We start from the raw sequence: 17,645 nt of genomic DNA, 5'->3' as shown, positions 1-17,645 counted from the left end.
CTTAATCAAACAAAAACAAGAGTAGAGACGCTTTGCTCGTCCAATATCTCATTGGCTACCTCGAGCAGATCTGACGCGGTAACGGCTTCTATCCTACGAAACGATTCCTCGAGAGTATCATATTTATTGTAATGTAAAAATGTTTTTCCTAAACCTAAAGCCATACTTTCTCGATTTTCAGTTCCGACCCCCATCTGTCCGATAAACTGTTTTTTGACCGCCGCCAGCTGAGATATAGACAATGCCGTATCACGCAAACGCTTAAATTCCTTATGCATCAATGAAAGGCATCTATCTACTTTCTTCGGATCTGTTCCGAAATATATAGCGAAGACTCCGGTATCTGTATATGAAGTTACAGAAGACTCAACGGTATAAACACACCCGGTCTTCTCACGTAAAGCAATATTCAGACGGCTGTTCATACCCGGTCCTCCAAGCATATTATTCAATAAAAATAATGGAACTCGTCGCTCGTCGAACATACTATATGCCCGATTCCCGACTAAAGCGTGTGCTTGAAAAGTATCCAAAATACGACGCTCCACAAACGGGAAATATTCTCCGGGAGCAACTCTATGATTTATTCCTTCTCCACTCGGTTCTCTCCCGATATATTTCTCAAGCAAAGATATCACGCGTTTAAAAGGGGTATGCCCCATAAAAAAGAATACCATATTCGAAGGGATGTACTGCCGTTTCAAAAAACGACGTCCGTCCTGAGAAGTAAAACGAAGCAACTCCTCCGGTTCTCCTAATATATTGTGCCCCAAGGCATGCCCTGAAAAAAGTAAATTCTCAAATTCATCATAAATCAATTCGGCCGGATTATCTTTATAAGAATTGATCTCATCGAGAATCACTTCGACCTCTCGTTCTATCTCCTGTACCGGAAATTGAGAATGAAGTACCAAATCGCACAATAATTCTACAGCTCGAGATAAATGTTCTTCTAAAAAAACCGCATATACGGTTGTCTCTTCCTTTGCCGTATAAGCATTCAACTCACCTCCGACATTTTCCATTCGGTTCAGAATATGCCACGATTTACGATGTTCAGTTCCTTTAAATATAAGATGTTCGACAAAATGAGCCATACCGAATTCTCCCGAGAATTCGTCTCTTGTTCCCGCATTGACCGTAAACCCGCAATAAGAGACAGAAGAAGCGGTTGGCTGATATATAATACGCAGACCGTTCGATAAAGTATAAAATTGATGGTGTGCCATACTTTCTATTTCTTTTAAGCGCACAAAATTAGACATAAAAAAATGTTCCAAGCCATTTTTTCCAAAACATTTCTTTTACTATCAACAATATACTATCGATAAAAAATATTTTGAGAAAGATAATATTTAGTAAAAAAGCTCTATCTTCGTTTTTACAAACCCAATGAAAGAAACTATGATTCAAAATATCGGTCTTTTTTGCGCTTCGGGTAATGAAGTTGACAATTGTTATTTTGAAGAGTCGGCAATAATAGGCCGATGGATAGGAAAAAATAAAAAAAGGTTGATATACGGTGGGGCTAATGTAGGACTCATGGAAGCAACGGCCGAACATGTAAAAAAACACGGCGGATACATTACCGGAATTATCACACACCGTATTTGCGATTATGGAAAAGCCAGCCGACTACCGGATGAATTGATTAGGGTAGAGACTCTCGGAGAGAGAAAACAGATAATGCTCGACAAAGCCGATGTATTCATTGCCTTGCCCGGAGGATTCGGAACATTAGATGAAATTTTTACCGTAATCGCAGCCGGACATTTAGGCTATCACGATAAAAAAGTCATATTCTGTAATACAAACGGATTTTATAATCTTCTGATCGACCAAATAGAGCTATTTTACAGGGAACGATTCGCATCCCCCCATTACAAAAATTATTATCAAATAGCAACGAATGCAGAAGAGTGTACCCGAATACTCGAAAATCTTTGAATTATTAAATCAATTAAATACATAACCGGAATGACAACTGCTGAGGACATTCAATCTATTTTACGACGTGAAGCGAACGCTATATTAAATATTCCCATATCCGATGCTTTTGAAAAAGCTATTTCATTAATCGTAGAACAAGTACACCGCAAAAAAGGGAAATTAGTTACCAGCGGAATGGGGAAAGCCGGACAGATCGCCATGAATATCGCAACGACTTTCTGCTCCACAGGAATACCTTCTGTATTTTTACATCCCAGTGAAGCTCAACACGGAGATTTAGGTGTTCTACAAGAAAACGATCTAATGCTGGTAATTTCTAATTCGGGAAAAACCCGAGAGATTTTAGAATTACTTGTTTTAGCATCCCGACTACAACCCGATCTGCGATTTATTGTCATTACCGGAAATCCCGACAGTCAATTGGCTCAATCCGCCGATGTCTGCCTATTTACCGGAGCACCGGCAGAAGTTTGTCCGTTAGGCCTTACTCCGACGACTTCGACAACTCTCATGACCGTTATCGGCGACATATTAGTCGTAGGCACTATGAAAGCAACCGGATTCGACAGCAGCCAATATGCGCTAAGACATCACGGAGGATATTTGGGGCAACTTTCGCGAGAACAATCCTGTGACGACAAAAAATAATGATATATGCGAAAGATTATAGGTATAGGAGAAACGATTCTCGATATAATTTTCAAAAACGGGCAACCGACCAAAGCTTTACCGGGAGGCTCTGTATTCAATACGATGATCAGTCTGGGACGCTTAGGAACGCCTGTTCACTTCATAACGGAATTAGGTCAAGATCAAGTCGGGAGCAATATCTTGTCATTCATGCAGGAAAATAACCTGTCGACTGAGAATGTAGATATATTTTGTGAAGGAAAGTCACCTGTATCTTTGGCTTTTTTAGATGACAAGAATGAAGCCCGGTATATGTTTTATACCCAATATCCCGAAAATAGACTAAATGTCGTATGGCCGAGAATAGACCCCGACGACATTTTGATTTTAGGCTCATATTATGCCGTAAATCCCTCTCTAAGATTCCGGATAACAGAGTTTCTGGAATATGCCCGTGAACGGAAAGCTATAATTTATTACGATCCTAATTTCCGGAAAGCTCACGCTCACGAAGCCATGCGCATCACTCCGTCTTTACTCGAGAATTTCGAATATGCTGATATTATACGAGGTTCGGAAGAAGATTTCGAGACGTTATTTAATCTTTCAGATCCTGAGAAAGTATATCTCGATAAAATTAAGTTCTATTGTCCTAATTTTATCTATACACGAGGATCAAAAGGTGTAGAATTATTCACAGCACAAACACATTTACATTTCGATGTACCGCAAATAAAACCGATCAGTACGATAGGTGCCGGAGACAATTTCAATGCCGGACTGCTTTACGGTATATTGAAAGAAAATATTTCCCGCAGCCAATTAGAAAACCTTTCTCCGGATAAGTGGTCTGATATCATATCCTCAGGAATAGACTTCTCCTTAGAAGTATGCAACTCTTATGATAACTATATTTCTACCGAATTTGCAGCAAAATACAGGACAACACATTAATAGTCTGCCAAATCCACAAGATATTCTATTATATATTAAAGAATATAAAGCCTACTTTTTTATAGTGGGCTTTTTTTATATTTGCGAATATTTATCAAGAGTCACAGACTATGCTAAATCATCTCAAATATCTTTTTTTACTTATTATTTTCTCAGCTTGCAGTTCTTCTGAACCAGAAATCGACATTGTATGCGAAATCGACAATACTCCGGATTACATCCTGAAATGGGATATCTCTCCTGTTATAGAAGGGAATGTAAAGATATACAGTTCTGTCGATCCCCAAAACTTCGATACAGAAAATGGTCTGATCGCAGAATGTCCGATATCAGATGAAAATATACGTATCAAAACAAACCCGACTATCGCCCGTAAATATTTTCTATTAAAATTTGATGACAAATATGACCGTATTGTCGGAACTCGTTCTCAACAGTTCAACTTTGTCCAAAATTTCAGAGATCTCGGCGGTTACAAAAATTACGATAAAAAAAGAATAAAATGGGGTATGCTGTACCGGTCGGGAAAAATAGACTCTCTTGACAATGAAAGCATACAACGCATGAAAAATTTAAAAATCAGAACCTTGATCGACTTCAGAGATTCTCAAATTTTCACTTTGCCTCCGGCAAACCTGAAATTAGAAAATATTATACACATGCCCATATCTTTATGCCCATTAGATATATTGGAAGAGAAAATCAACAACCATGAATTCAAACGGGGAGATGCATGCGTATTTATGCAAGACCTGTTTATCGGTCTTTCCCAAAAAGCGACGACGACATATAAATCGATGTTCAACCAGTTGTTAATGCCTGAAAATTATCCGGTAGTGCTCACATGCAGTTATGGAAAAGATTATACGGGATTTGCCGTAGTTCTTATCTTATCCGCACTGAATATACCTGAAGAAACCATCTTAGATGACTATTTATTGACAAACCAATACCTTGATAAGCGTTCAATAAATCTGAATTTGGTCGATTTTCCTTTAGATATACAAGAAGCTGTCACCGCTTTGATGACGGCAGATGAACAATACCTCAATTGTGCATTCAAATATATAAAAAGAAAATACGGCAGTACCCAAAATTATTTGGAGCAGGAGTTGAATATGACTCCGGAAAAACAAAAAAGATTACAAGAAATTCTCCTTCAATAACACCATTGTCAGTCTAATTCTCTATGAATTAAACAAATTCGGTTAAAAATATGCCGAATTTACAATTATGCCAATATTTATATCTACCTTTGCAGACGAATAAATTCTTTAGGTTTCATGTAGGTATACGATTCTCCTTTTAGGCGGACAGCCCCGTCAGGTATTGAGAAAGTTAAAAGGTTGGGATAACACAGCGACTTCTTGCGGCAATCCTAAAGGTTCTAATAAGCACATAAATAAATGAAAACATTTGAAGAATTAGGGATCGACAGCAAAATATTGAAAGCGATTTCTGAAATCGGATTTGAAAATCCAATGCCTGTACAAGAACAGGTTATACCCCTTTTACTTGCCGAAAATACCGATATCGTAGCTTTGGCTCAAACCGGAACCGGTAAAACCGCAGCATTCGGACTTCCTGTAATCCAGAAAATAGATGTCAGCGACAATTATCCTCAAGCTCTTATTTTAAGTCCGACAAGAGAACTTTGCCTGCAAATAGCCAGTGATCTGAATGATTACTCAAAATATATCAACGGGCTGAAAATATTGCCGGTTTACGGGGGATCGAGTATCGAAAGCCAGATAAGAACATTGAAAAAAGGAGTACAAATCATCGTAGCGACTCCGGGTCGTCTCATCGATTTGATGAACAGAAAGATGGTAAAACTCGACCGGATAGGTACGGTGATTATGGATGAGGCCGATGAGATGCTCAATATGGGCTTTACGGAAAGCATAAACGAAATATTGGCCGCTATTCCGGAAGAGCGCAACATGTTGCTGTTCTCAGCTACCATGCCGGCAGAAATCGCTAAAATCGCCAAAAATTACATGAGTAATCCCAAAGAAGTGGTAATCGGGAGCAAAAATGAAGGGGCTAAGAATATAAAACATGTTTATTATCTGGTACATGCAAAAGATAAATATCTGGCATTGAAACGCATCGCCGACTACTACCCCAATATATACGGCATCATCTTTTGCCGTACCCGGCGGGAGACTCAAGAAATAGCCGATCAGTTGATACAAGACGGATATAATGCAGACTCTTTACACGGGGAATTATCTCAAGCACAACGAGATGCCGTTATGCAAAAATTCAGGGTGAAAAATCTTCAGCTGCTGGTTGCAACCGATGTTGCGGCACGCGGTCTTGATGTAGATAACCTGACTCATGTCATCAACTACGGATTACCTGATGATATCGAGACATATACTCACAGAAGCGGTCGTACAGGTCGTGCCGGTAAAACGGGAACTTCCATCGCCATAATTCACGTAAAAGAAAAAGGGCGGATGCGGGATATTGAAAAAATCATCGGTAAAAAATTCGAAAAAGGACATATCCCGACAGGAGATCAAATATGTGAAAAGCAATTGTTTAATCTGGTAGATAAAATTGAAAAGGTTAAAGTAAACGAAGAAGAAATCGCTTCTTATCTACCGTCCATTTTCCGCAAACTGGAGTGGTTAAGCAACGAAGATCTCATCAAAAGAATCGTTTCACTCGAATTTAACAGACTGATCGATTATTATGCAGATGCAAGCGAACTGGATATTCCGGAAGACAGAAATACAAAAGACCGGGGAAATCAACGCGGAGAAAGGACAAGAAGCAAAGCCAGAAAAGCAGAAGAAGGATATTCTCGTCTGTTTATCAATCTTGGAAAAGCCGACGGTTTTTATCCCAATACATTAATCGAAATGGTTAATGACAATGTTAAAGGACACGTATCTATCGGTAAAATCGATGTTCTTCCGAATTTCTCATTTTTCGAAGTAGAAGAAAAATCCGCTCGTAGCATTATCAGAAGTCTGAAAAATATCAGCTTTTTCGGCAAACGGATCTCTGTAGAACCGGCAGATAAAAAAGAAAATTCCGGGAAACGAGAACATTCCGGCAGAAAAGGAGGTTTCGGTAAAAGAGACTCCGGTGGAAGATCATCCCAAAAACGAGGAGGTTTCGGAAACGAATATAAGTCTTCCAAAAGTCGGGAATATGAAAACAGTAAGAAAAAACGGAAATAATAAAAATTCCGTTATCAAGAAAATAAGAACAAACCGTAAGTCTGAAAATGGGCTTACGGTTTTATTTTATATTATCCAACCCCAAAAATCTATATTTTGCCAAACATAATTTTATAATTCGATAAACAAAACATTCCCTAATTGCTACATAATGCAAAATATCCATATATAATTTACTGATTGTGAAACAGGATTTAGTATATTTTGTATTTTTGCCTCAAATAACAACCAAAACAAGATGGATATAACACCTATAATACGCCCGTTTTTTGCCAAACGGCAAAAACAGATCGACTTGTTTGAAAAATACGGAGACGAGATACAAAAAAAACAACTATACAACCTTCTTGAAACAGCACAAAATACAGAAATAGGAGAACTATACCGTTTCAAGAAAATTACAGACTACAAAACATTCTCCGAACAAGTTCCGTTGATTACATACGAAGAGCTGAAACCGTATGTAGAACGGATGCTTAAAGGTGAAAGCAATCTTATATGGCCATCAAAAGTCCGCTGGTTTGCCAAATCTTCCGGAACGACAAATGATAAAAGCAAATTTATTCCCGTAAGCAAAGAAGGATTGTACCAATGTCACTATCGGGGAGGGACGGATTGCGTTGTCAGCTATCTGAACATGAATCCCGACAGTCGGATGTTCTCAGGAAAAGGTTTGATTCTCGGGGGAAGCCACCAGATCAGTTCTCTCCGCAAAGACATCCGATGCGGAGATTTGTCAGCATGCCTGATACAGAACATCAATCCGTTAGTTAATCTCATCCGAGTTCCTGAAAAACGAATCGCTCTAATGTCGGAATGGGAAAAGAAACTTGAAGAAATCGTACGATCTACTCTACATAAAAACGTAACGAACTTGTCCGGTGTTCCGTCTTGGTTTCTGACTCTGATAAAAAAGATATTGCAACAAAGCGGAAAACAATATCTATCCGAAGTATGGCCGAATCTCGAAGTATTCTTTCATGGGGGAATAAGTTTCGAACCCTACCGCTCTTATTATAAAGAGCTGATTCCGTCTGAAAAGATGCACTATGTAGAAACTTACAATGCCTCAGAAGGATTCTTTGCCGTACAAAACAGTTTTGACGAACAGGGAATGCTGTTGTTACTCGATATAGGTGTGTTTTTTGAATTTATTCCTTTATCGGAAGTCGGGAAAAAAGATCCGGTCGTACTGCCGATTTGGGAAATAGAGAAAGGTCAGAATTACGCTTTAGTTATTACTACCAACAGCGGACTATGGCGATACCAAATAGGCGATACGGTAAAAGTAATATCGACCGATCCTGCAAAAATCATTATCTCCGGACGGACAAAACATTTTATCAACGCTTTCGGAGAAGAACTAATGGTAGATAATGCAGAAAAAGGTTTAGCAAAAACTTGTGAACAAACAGGAGCAATTATTTCAAATTACAGTGCCGCACCGGTATTCATGTCGAACAAAAGCCGAGGTCGCCATCAATGGTTGATCGAATTCGAAAAAGAACCGGAGTCATTAGAACAGTTTGCCGACATTCTCGATGCGACACTACAAAGCCTTAATTCGGACTATGAAGCTAAACGATACAAAAGTATCTTCCTTGACCGGCTTGAAATAATAAAAGCCCGTCCCGGACTATTCCATGACTGGTTGAAAGATAAAGGGAAATTGGGCGGACAACACAAAATTCCACGCCTCAGCAATAGCCGTGAGCATATAGAAGATATGCTAAAAATGAACCACTGAGGTTTTACAAATAACGAGGAAAACTTCCATAGGAAAGAAAGTTAATTATAATACGTCATTTTTATACGCTTTTATTCCAACTGCCGGTAAAAAACTTTCATAAGAGCCTGTGTAAATTTTACCCGGATCAGGTTTGATTGTTTCTTTCGAGAATGTTTTTCGGATAATGGAATTCCGATGAATGAAAATGGGAAAAAGACCGGAAGAAAACACAAAAATGATCTGATAATATTTTTTTGTCGGAAAATTCAGACAGACTCCAAAAGTCACTCATTTTAATGTTATAAATAAAAAAGCAGTCATCTGCAAAATTGCAAATAACTGCCTTATATATATAAGATTCACTCGCAGAACTTTATCGCTTGATAATCTTTACAGACTTTTGTTCAGTACCGTTACTTAATACAACGATATAAAACCCTGAAGCAAGATTTTCTATACTAATATCATTTACACCCAATTTTATGTTCTTATTGATCACAGCATGACCATCCAGCCCCACTATAACCATTTTCCACATATTTTCTGTTCCATTATCGATAAATAAATTACCATCCACGACTGTATTTAAGACCCTCAACTTATCAATTGTCGACTCTTCTATACCATCAACGCCACCGTCATATTCCAAGAAAACATCTATGTCTATATATTGTAACATAATATCCGTTTTTGACAGTTGAATCGTTTTCTCTAAAGTTTCATATCCAGAAGCCTCCACCTTATAAGTAAAGCTATTTCCGGAAACAGGAATAAGAGTTTGGACCTCTCCATAACGATCCGACCGATAAGTTTCTCCATTAATCGTCACTTTTGCATTTTTAATATAACCTTCATATCTATCCCGGATACTCATCGATACCGTATAATCGGTCTGTGGAATTTTCATATCTAAAGTTACATCAACGACCTCGCCAGCCTCAACGGTAACAGCCTTCTTTTCTGACGAATGCACATCAAGGCCGTTATCATTACTACCCGATGCGATAAAGCTATATTCTTTACCGCTTTCAAGCCATACCGTGACTTCATCACCATAAAGGTCAACTGTCTGCCCATCGGGATATATACAAAATATGTCATCCACCGAAATTCCTTCAGGAGCAGTAGTATATATCCGTACAGCTCCATAATTCCCGAGATCAATTTCTACATTACGATTATTATCGCCTATCTCGACCTCCTGCTCATGATAAAATACCCCTCTACTGTCATCTTTACTAATAGCAAAAATATAAGAACCATTCGGCAAAGAAAATTGAACCGGTTCTTCTTGATCGGGATAGAAACTGAAATTGAACAGATCCATTCCATTTTCACTTTTCACCTCATACGAAAGACTTTCCGACTTAATAGATTCCGGCATATTTTTTACACTAAAAAAGACCGGTTTGCTTATGTTTTCAGCACAATTTATAGTTACAGTCTTTTTTTCCTCTCCTTTGGAAATGGCAAACGAACCCTTTGACTGCAAATCACTATTGTTACTTATCAACACATAATTATACTCACCCGGAGAAAACATCTCTTTAGAAGACATATCCCCAATGTATAAATCGCGCACCAAAGTAGTATTGTGAAATATCTTTATATGCGGATAATTTTCTTCAGGTTTGTTTATAACATCAAAAAATACTTGTGTATAATTTTGTTCATCAAAAACAATGTTCAACCTATCTGTCGTATTTGCATCAAAAACATCATTCTTAACAGGGAACTTATAACCCGAACAGGTTGGATTGATGCTATAACTGAATTGTCCGTCTGCCGGCAAATACACCTCATGAACCACAGCCTCCTCTCCGGACAAATGCTCATAATATTCATCTTGAGTCGGCACATAAGCCTTTATAATCGATAATGCGACAGATTGCAGACCTATTCCGGATATATTGAATATCAGCTTCTTATAATCATCAAACCCATATTTTACATCAATATCTTTTCCGGATACAGTCAACTCTTCGATAGAATCATCACCCCCAAAATAGTTATTGTAGGAAGCATCTACCCCGAAATAATAAGATCCATCTAACAAATAGGCTCTTCCTATTCCTTCGTCATCGGTATCAAGCTCCAAATCCAGTTCCATATTCGATGGCGAAACAATATTAATAGAAGCTCCTGCCAAAGGGATCTTTTCAACACCTGTAACATGGAATGTCACCAGATGCATCTCGTCCGTATCGATGTCTATAATCTCTTCTACATCTTTATTGTCCACAGTCAAATAATGCTCAGTCGTCATCACGGCAACATCGTCAAACGTAATCTCCGGCTCATAGGTATACTTACCGGATTTACACCATGTCGCATTATCAACCATATTAGTATAAATGCTACTTCCTCCAACGGGTGATGACCCGCTATCGGCTTCCGAAGAATAAATATAATCAACATAAAGAGACATTCTCTCATCTTTTGCTTTTATTTGTACATAATGATATTGAGAAAAATCTACTTCGAAAGTAGCCTCTGTTACTGATTCAAGATTTTCAATAAAGCCTCTCAATTCGCAAACAATACGGTTATCAGGAGTTCCTATTGTAAAATTTACTATATCATCTCCAAAATAACAACGCATTTTGCCTACATAACTTTCCGTAGAATTATCCCATACAAATGGCTCGACAACTTCTTCATGACAGGATATATTCAATGAAGAAGGATCAAAATGCTCTGAATCAGGAGATATAATCCTAACTCGTGTCGGCAACGTTTTATATTCAACTCCTTCCTGAGCATAACTCTGTACTGCCAATAACAGACAAAGAAAAGATAGTAACAATTTTTTCATAAATATACGATTTTAAAAAAGTGACCTATTTATTTGTCATAAATACAACAAAAGCAAAATTATCGAAAATAACAACAATTCGACACTATTTCCATAAATAGTTTCCGAAACATATAATATTATATTAAATATAGAAACATTTATATCACAATATATTAGTATCTCTAAGAGCCTGTTTAAAGGCGTGATCATCCGGCCCAATTTTCTCTATCAAGATTCCGGTAATTGATTGCTTCGGCAATATGCACCGACGACACATTCTCACTACCGGCCAAATCGGCAATGGTACGGGCGACTTTAAGAATACGGTCATACGCCCGTGCCGACAGGCCAAAACGTTTCATGGCGTCTTTTAATCGTTCTTTTCCAAGTTCATCGGGCTGAGCAAAACGATTCAATAATTTCGTATTCATTTGCGCATTACAATACACTCCCGGAATATCTTTAAAACGTTCTGCTTGAATATCACGTGCACGTATTACTCTTTCTCTGATTACGGAACTGGGTTCTCCCGGACGGCTATCGGCCATTTTCTCAAAAGGAACCGGAACAATCTCAATCTGTATGTCTATACGATCAAGTAAAGGTCCGGAAATACGATTTAAATATTTCAAGACACTGCCGGGAGGACAAATACATTTTTTCTCAGGATGATTGTAATATCCGCACGGACAAGGGTTCATCGAGGCCATCAACATCAAGCTGGCCGGATATTCGATCGAATATTTCGCACGGGAAATAGTTATTTTACGATCCTCCAACGGCTGACGCATTACCTCAAGAACCTGCCTTGAAAATTCCGGTAATTCATCCAAAAATAAGACTCCATTATGAGCTAACGAAATTTCGCCGGGCTGAGGGAAAGCTCCTCCTCCGACAAGAGCGACACTCGATATAGTATGATGCGGAGCTCTGAAAGGACGTTGAGACAACAAAGAACTTCCCCGCTCCATCTTTCCCGCCACCGAATGTATTTTAGTCGTCTCCAATGCTTCCTGCAAAGTCAATGGGGGCATAATAGAAGCTATCCGCTTCGCCATCATCGATTTTCCTGCTCCCGGAGGACCTATCATAATCAAATTATGACCGCCGGCGGCAGCGACTTCAAAAGCCCTTTTAACATTTTCTTGTCCTTTTACATCTTCAAAATCGAGATCGAATTCGCACTGCTGCTGATAAAATTCTTTTCGAGTATCGATTACAGTAGGCGACAGAACTCTCTCATCATTAAAAAATTCGATCACTTCACGGATATTTCCTACTCCGTAAACATCGAGATTATTTACGACAGCCGCCTCTTTTACATTCGCTTGCGGAACAATGAGCCCTTTAAAACCGTCTTCTCTCGCCTTGATTGCAATAGGTAAAGCCCCTTTTATCGGAAGAATAGAACCGTCCAGAGACAGTTCTCCCATAATCATATACTGTGACAGCTTATCGGGTTTGATCAATTCGGCAGAAGCCAAAATACCGACAGCCAACGGCAAATCATACGCAGAACCCTCTTTCCGAATATCGGCAGGAGCCATATTTATAACAATCTGCCGACGAGGAAACTTATATCCATTATGTTGAACGGCCGAGACGATACGCTCATGGCTTTCCTTTACAGCCGCATCGGGAAGTCCAACCAAAAAGAATCGAATTCCTTGCGTACAATTCACCTCGATCGTTACGACCAAAGCATCTATTCCCTGCACAGCAGCACCAAAAACCTTTATCAACATAATCCGAAATTTAAACTTTTTCCTTAACAGATTCCAGACTATCTATTCGGGAAACCATTTCATCTATATATTTTTTAAGTTCATCTCCTTCTAACCCGACTTTTTCCAAGCGTCCGGTTTTATCGATAATCACGGTATATGGAATTTTGGAAATACCTAAATTCCGCGTTGAAGAAGCATTCCACTCTTCAGGCTGAATCAACTGAGTCCACTCAAGAGAATCGGTTTTTATTCTATTTTTCCAATTTTCTTTATCTACATCGAGAGAGATATTTACTACTCTGATTTTATCATCTTTATATTTAGAATAAATTTCTCTTATATTTTTCATCTCCTCCCGACTCACCGGGTCATAAGACGCCCACCAAGTCACAATCGTAGGAATGTCTCGAAAGGTATTTGTCGAAACCGATTCTCCTTTTTCATTTTTCAAAACAGAATAAGGGAAGGTTTTTCCTATCGACATCTTCCGTACCTGTTCTATAAAAAGATCTATTTTCGCCAACAACGAAGCCGGTTTTGCTTCAGAAGGCATGATGCGCAACAAAGAATCGCATAATTCCGCCGTATTCTCGTTAAGGAGATATTCATACATGAGAATTATAGAAGCCGGAGAAGCCGGTTTTGCAGAAATCTCGGATTCGGCATTTCGACAAATTTCACCCTCTAATTTCTTCAGATCATCAAAATAAGCGGAATCTTTTTTCCGGGCATAATATTCTTTCCGCTTTTCGGCAATCCTTTGCAATAATGCACCGTTCCGTTGATTAAAATCCGTAACGGCCTGGTATGCTTCGTTCCCTTTTATCCGGATCTCAAAAGGTCTCTGTACATCCCCCTCTAAAGAGATGTGATCTCCGTTTTTTACAAATAACTGCATCAACGGAGTATAATCTTCTGTATACAACTGCAAAGAAGTCAACATCTCACTTTCTCCCGTCAACTCGAATTTGCCCGACTGTATCCTGATCGTGTCCATTTTAAGCTCTTTTTTATATCTCTCGTGTACGGCATATAAATACTGACCCTCCAAATGAGAAAGATTTCCTTTTACAACATACTTATCTCCGGAACTACATGCCGTCAAGAACAGGAAAAAAGAGAGAACAAATATGATTATATTTTTCATATCCTCATTTATATTGATGACTATCTGCAAATTTACTTTTTTTGTCAACAGCAACAAAAAAAGTCTGTTCAAAGATATACTCGAACAGACTTTCCTCTTATTTTTCTAAGAGCCTGTCGTATAAATGTACGACAAACTCTAAACCATCAAAGACCGAATGCCTCTTTAACCGCATCCACATAATCTAACTTCTCCCAAGTAAAAAGCTCTACTTCTCGGACAACCGGCTTCGGGAAATATTTTGAAGAAAAAGTCTTGACTACCGTACGGGGCTTGCGTCCCATGTGACCATAAGCCGCCGTTTCTTCATAAATAGGATTCCGCAATTTCAGGCGCTTTTCTATGGCTTTGGGACGCATATCGAAAATAGCGCTTATCCGAGATGCGATTTCAGCGTCACTCAATGCTACATGAGATTTACCATAAGTATTTACATAAATACTTACCGGCTGAGCAACGCCGATTGCATAAGAGACCTGTACAAGAACCTCATCGGATACACCTGCCGCTACGAGATTCTTGGCGATATGACGGGCTGCATACGCTGCAGAACGATCGACTTTCGAAGGATCTTTCCCTGAAAATGCACCTCCACCGTGTCCTCCTTTACCTCCATAAGTATCTACGATAATTTTCCGACCCGTAAGTCCGGTATCCCCATGAGGCCCGCCAATCACAAATTTTCCCGTAGGATTGACATGTAAAATCAGTTTATCGTCGAAAAGAGCTTTCAAACGTTCGGGAAGTTTGGCTATTACACGGGGAATCAAGATATTTTTCACATCTTCAAAAATCACCGACAACATCTTCTCATCGGCAATTATTTGTGCCTCAGGTGTTCTATCTGTCGGTTCTATGAATTCATCATGTTGCGTAGAGATCACAATCGTATGAATGCGAACAGGAACATTATTCTCATTATATTCTATCGTCACCTGAGATTTAGAATCGGGACGTAAATAGGTCATCTCTTTTCCCTCCCGACGAATCGCAGCCAGCTCGATCAGCAGAAGATGCGAAAGGTCTAATGAAAGCGGCATATAATTATCCGTCTCATTAGAGGCATATCCGAACATCATCCCTTGATCTCCAGCCCCCTGATTCATTTCATCTTCACGTTCTACCCCACGGTTTATATCTGCAGATTGTTCATGTATTGCAGAAAAAACACCGCAAGAGTCTCCGTCAAATTTATATGCGCTTTTTGTATATCCGATACGGTTTATTACCCGGCGGGCAACATCCATCAGATCGACATAAGCATCAGATTTTACTTCTCCGGCAAGTACTACTTGTCCTGTAGTCACCAATGTTTCGCAAGCTACTTTCGAGTTGGAGTCATACGCCAAAAACTCATCAAGCAAAGCATCCGATATCTGATCGGCTACTTTATCGGGGTGTCCTTCAGACACCGATTCCGAGGTGAATAAATAGTTCATCTGTTTTTAATTTTAATTTATGCACAACCGTGCTTCACAAAAATATTTATTAAAAAACGAGGAAGGAAATGAATTAAAGCCGGATTCCGTACAACATGGCAGGTCACGCAGTTTTAGCATTTTTTTGTGTGGTTGCAAGCAGCCAAATCCTTCCACATTTATTTCCCGACAAAGATAATGTATTTTCGGCATATAAAAAAGAGTTCCGGGATTTATTGATCCCGGAACTCTTTTTTATATCGATTACAATCTTGACAATATCCTATTTACCGCCGGGATATGTACACTTTTGCTGTTCTTCATCGGGTAAGAACGGGAACATTCTCTCTAACGGAGACGATACCATTTTACCGTTTTTATCCATTGAAGAAGCGGATTTAGGGAACAACGTTTGTTCCGGGTCCATCGTGATTTCGCAAATCATGACTCCCGGAGAAGCCAATACCTCCGCGATCATATCTTTCAAGACTTTTCCCTCTTCATGTATGCGTACAAAAGGTATTCCGTAAGCTCCGGCAATCTTTGCCATATCGGGGCATATAACTCCGCTCTGCGGGTTACTTCCTGTATATTTTTTATTAAAAAACGACTTCTGCGTAGTTTTTATCGCCAGATAACCTTCATTTTCCAACACAAATATTTTCACCGGAAGATTAAATGTCAGCAGTGTCTGCAATTCCTGAATATTCATCTGAATACTTCCGTCTCCGGTAATCAGTATAGTCCGCCCCGATTTATTGGCTGCGGCAGCACCTATGGCTGCGGGCAAATCATATCCCATAGCGGCACAACCCTGATTGGCAAATACCCGGACACCTTTGTTTACATGCATCGCCTGATAAGTAGAGGTATAAGCCGTACCATTACCCGTAACGACAACATCCCCGTCTTTCAGTTGCTTGAACAACTCATCGGCAAATACATACGAACTGATATAACCCGGAGTAGAAGGATTGTCCTCGAATACCGTAGGCAGTTCTTTACGACGCTCATTCCCCCAATTTATCCAAGCGGTATAATCCGGGAAAGAGATAGTCGATACCTCCGACTCCATCTCTTTGATAAAAGGATTCAAATCGGCATGTATCTTCATATCCGGTGTAAACGTAGGTTTCGACATTTCGCAAGCATCGATATCTACCATGATCTTATATGCCGACGGAGCAAATTGTTCATAGGCATATCCGATCTGACGAATACCCAAACGAGTTCCGAGAATAATCAACAAATCGGAATTTTGTACCATTACATTCCCGATCCGGTCACCGCATATTCCCGGTTTTCCGAAAAACAAAGGATGATCATGCCAGATAATATCATGTCCGCTAATCGCCGTGACTACCGGAATATTCGTTTTTTCTGCTATCCGGATAAAATCATCTACGACTCCGGCCAGTCTCAAACCGTTACCGACATAGAAGACCGGACGTTTTGCAGCTTTCAATTTCTCAATAACAGATTTTACCGACTTCTCTATCGAGCTGTACGATTCCTGTTCCAACTCCGACGGATCGAACTCTTTTAAGTTTTCTTCTTCGATAAGAGCAGCCTGTACATCCAAAGGAACATCGATCCAGACGGGACCCGGACGACCGTGTGTCGCTAAATAGATTGCTTTATCTATATAGTATTTTATATCATTCGCATCTGTAATCATCTCGGCAAACTTCGTGATCGGCTTCACAATATCGATAATATTTGCTTCCTGATCTCCCAATTGCCGCAAATGCAAATCCGGACAAGCATGTATCGTCGTACTCTGTTTTACCTGACCCGAAATATAAATCGCCGGAATAGAATCTGTCCATTGTCCCAAAACTCCGGTTACGGCATTTGTTCCTCCCGGACCTGTCGTTACATTCGTCACACACAGTTTGCCCGAAGCTCGATAATACCCTTCTGCCGCAATAGCCGAAGCCTGCTCATGATGATTACAAATATACCGAATATCGGGATTCCGTCCGATGGAGTCATTCAAGTGCATCGCACCGCCGCCCGTAACTAAAAAAACATCTGTAATACCGTGTTTCTCTACTAAATACTTAAACAAAAAATCACTGGTCTTAATCATAGTA

Annotated in this window: 12 protein-coding genes; 6 read left to right on the top strand and 6 right to left on the bottom strand. The window is 39.5% G+C overall.

Annotated features, from left to right (window positions below; translation table 11 throughout):
• Positions 1-5: 5 nt before the first annotated feature.
• Positions 6-1,229 carry a pitrilysin family protein gene (locus Q0093_RS05445; RefSeq protein ID WP_297928845.1) on the bottom strand — a complete coding sequence of 408 codons (1,224 nt, stop codon included), beginning with the start codon at positions 1,227-1,229 and terminating at the stop codon, positions 6-8.
• 163 nt (positions 1,230-1,392) lie between these two features.
• On the opposite strand from Q0093_RS05445, the gene Q0093_RS05440 reads away from it, so the two are divergent.
• From Q0093_RS05440 to Q0093_RS05415, 6 genes are all read left to right on the top strand, one after another.
• Positions 1,393-1,947: a TIGR00730 family Rossman fold protein gene (locus tag Q0093_RS05440; RefSeq protein ID WP_297928844.1), complete on the top strand. Its 555-nt coding sequence runs from the start codon at positions 1,393-1,395 to the stop codon at positions 1,945-1,947.
• Positions 1,948-1,977: 30 nt separating this feature from the next.
• Positions 1,978-2,598 carry an SIS domain-containing protein gene (locus tag Q0093_RS05435; protein WP_297303597.1) on the top strand — a complete coding sequence of 207 codons (621 nt, stop codon included), beginning with the start codon at positions 1,978-1,980 and terminating at the stop codon, positions 2,596-2,598.
• Positions 2,599-2,604: 6 nt separating this feature from the next.
• Positions 2,605-3,534, top strand: coding sequence for a carbohydrate kinase (locus Q0093_RS05430; protein ID WP_297928842.1), 930 nt, complete (start codon positions 2,605-2,607; stop codon positions 3,532-3,534).
• Positions 3,535-3,644: 110 nt separating this feature from the next.
• Positions 3,645-4,700 carry a tyrosine-protein phosphatase gene (locus Q0093_RS05425; protein ID WP_297928841.1) on the top strand — a complete coding sequence of 352 codons (1,056 nt, stop codon included), beginning with the start codon at positions 3,645-3,647 and terminating at the stop codon, positions 4,698-4,700.
• Positions 4,701-4,940: 240 nt separating this feature from the next.
• Positions 4,941-6,731 carry a DEAD/DEAH box helicase gene (locus tag Q0093_RS05420; RefSeq protein WP_297928839.1) on the top strand — a complete coding sequence of 597 codons (1,791 nt, stop codon included), beginning with the start codon at positions 4,941-4,943 and terminating at the stop codon, positions 6,729-6,731.
• A 238-nt stretch (positions 6,732-6,969) separates the two neighbouring features.
• Entirely contained in the window at positions 6,970-8,478 is a 1,509-nt protein-coding gene (locus Q0093_RS05415; protein ID WP_297928838.1) for a GH3 auxin-responsive promoter family protein, read from the top strand.
• A 355-nt stretch (positions 8,479-8,833) separates the two neighbouring features.
• On the opposite strand, the gene Q0093_RS05410 is transcribed toward Q0093_RS05415, so the two are convergent.
• From Q0093_RS05410 to Q0093_RS05390, 5 genes are all read right to left on the bottom strand, one after another.
• On the bottom strand, positions 8,834-11,275 hold the full coding sequence (locus tag Q0093_RS05410; protein WP_297928836.1) for a T9SS type A sorting domain-containing protein: 2,442 nt from the start codon (positions 11,273-11,275) through the stop codon (positions 8,834-8,836).
• Positions 11,276-11,463: 188 nt separating this feature from the next.
• On the bottom strand, positions 11,464-13,002 hold the full coding sequence (locus Q0093_RS05405) for a YifB family Mg chelatase-like AAA ATPase (protein ID WP_297928834.1): 1,539 nt from the start codon (positions 13,000-13,002) through the stop codon (positions 11,464-11,466).
• Positions 13,003-13,012: 10 nt separating this feature from the next.
• Complete coding sequence (locus tag Q0093_RS05400) at positions 13,013-14,131, bottom strand: TlpA disulfide reductase family protein (protein ID WP_297928833.1); 1,119 nt, start codon at positions 14,129-14,131, stop codon at positions 13,013-13,015.
• A gap of 146 nt (positions 14,132-14,277) precedes the next feature.
• A complete protein-coding gene (metK, locus tag Q0093_RS05395) occupies positions 14,278-15,570 on the bottom strand; it encodes a methionine adenosyltransferase (protein ID WP_294177971.1) in 1,293 nt (430 codons plus the stop codon).
• A gap of 262 nt (positions 15,571-15,832) precedes the next feature.
• The gene (locus tag Q0093_RS05390) at positions 15,833-17,641 is read right to left on the bottom strand and encodes a thiamine pyrophosphate-binding protein (protein WP_297928831.1); all 1,809 of its coding nucleotides are present in this window, start codon (positions 17,639-17,641) and stop codon (positions 15,833-15,835) included.
• Between the last annotated feature and the right edge of the window lie 4 nt (positions 17,642-17,645).

Source organism: uncultured Coprobacter sp. (assembly GCF_947855755.1).
GTDB lineage: Bacteria > Bacteroidota > Bacteroidia > Bacteroidales > Coprobacteraceae > Coprobacter.
This window is presented reverse-complemented; position numbering and strand designations above follow the sequence as displayed.

Excerpts from the sequence above, each read along its gene's own strand:
- Q0093_RS05445 (WP_297928845.1), bottom strand. The coding sequence starts at position 1,229 with ATGGCACACCATCAATTTTATACTTTATCGAACGGTCTGCGTATTATA.
- Q0093_RS05440 (WP_297928844.1), top strand. The coding sequence starts at position 1,393 with ATGAAAGAAACTATGATTCAAAATATCGGTCTTTTTTGCGCTTCGGGT.
- Q0093_RS05435 (WP_297303597.1), top strand. The coding sequence starts at position 1,978 with ATGACAACTGCTGAGGACATTCAATCTATTTTACGACGTGAAGCGAAC.
- Q0093_RS05430 (WP_297928842.1), top strand. The coding sequence starts at position 2,605 with ATGCGAAAGATTATAGGTATAGGAGAAACGATTCTCGATATAATTTTC.
- Q0093_RS05425 (WP_297928841.1), top strand. The coding sequence starts at position 3,645 with ATGCTAAATCATCTCAAATATCTTTTTTTACTTATTATTTTCTCAGCT.
- Q0093_RS05420 (WP_297928839.1), top strand. The coding sequence starts at position 4,941 with ATGAAAACATTTGAAGAATTAGGGATCGACAGCAAAATATTGAAAGCG.
- Q0093_RS05415 (WP_297928838.1), top strand. The coding sequence starts at position 6,970 with ATGGATATAACACCTATAATACGCCCGTTTTTTGCCAAACGGCAAAAA.
- Q0093_RS05410 (WP_297928836.1), bottom strand. The coding sequence starts at position 11,275 with ATGAAAAAATTGTTACTATCTTTTCTTTGTCTGTTATTGGCAGTACAG.
- Q0093_RS05405 (WP_297928834.1), bottom strand. The coding sequence starts at position 13,002 with ATGTTGATAAAGGTTTTTGGTGCTGCTGTGCAGGGAATAGATGCTTTG.
- Q0093_RS05400 (WP_297928833.1), bottom strand. The coding sequence starts at position 14,131 with ATGAAAAATATAATCATATTTGTTCTCTCTTTTTTCCTGTTCTTGACG.
- metK (WP_294177971.1), bottom strand. The coding sequence starts at position 15,570 with ATGAACTATTTATTCACCTCGGAATCGGTGTCTGAAGGACACCCCGAT.
- Q0093_RS05390 (WP_297928831.1), bottom strand. The coding sequence starts at position 17,641 with ATGATTAAGACCAGTGATTTTTTGTTTAAGTATTTAGTAGAGAAACAC.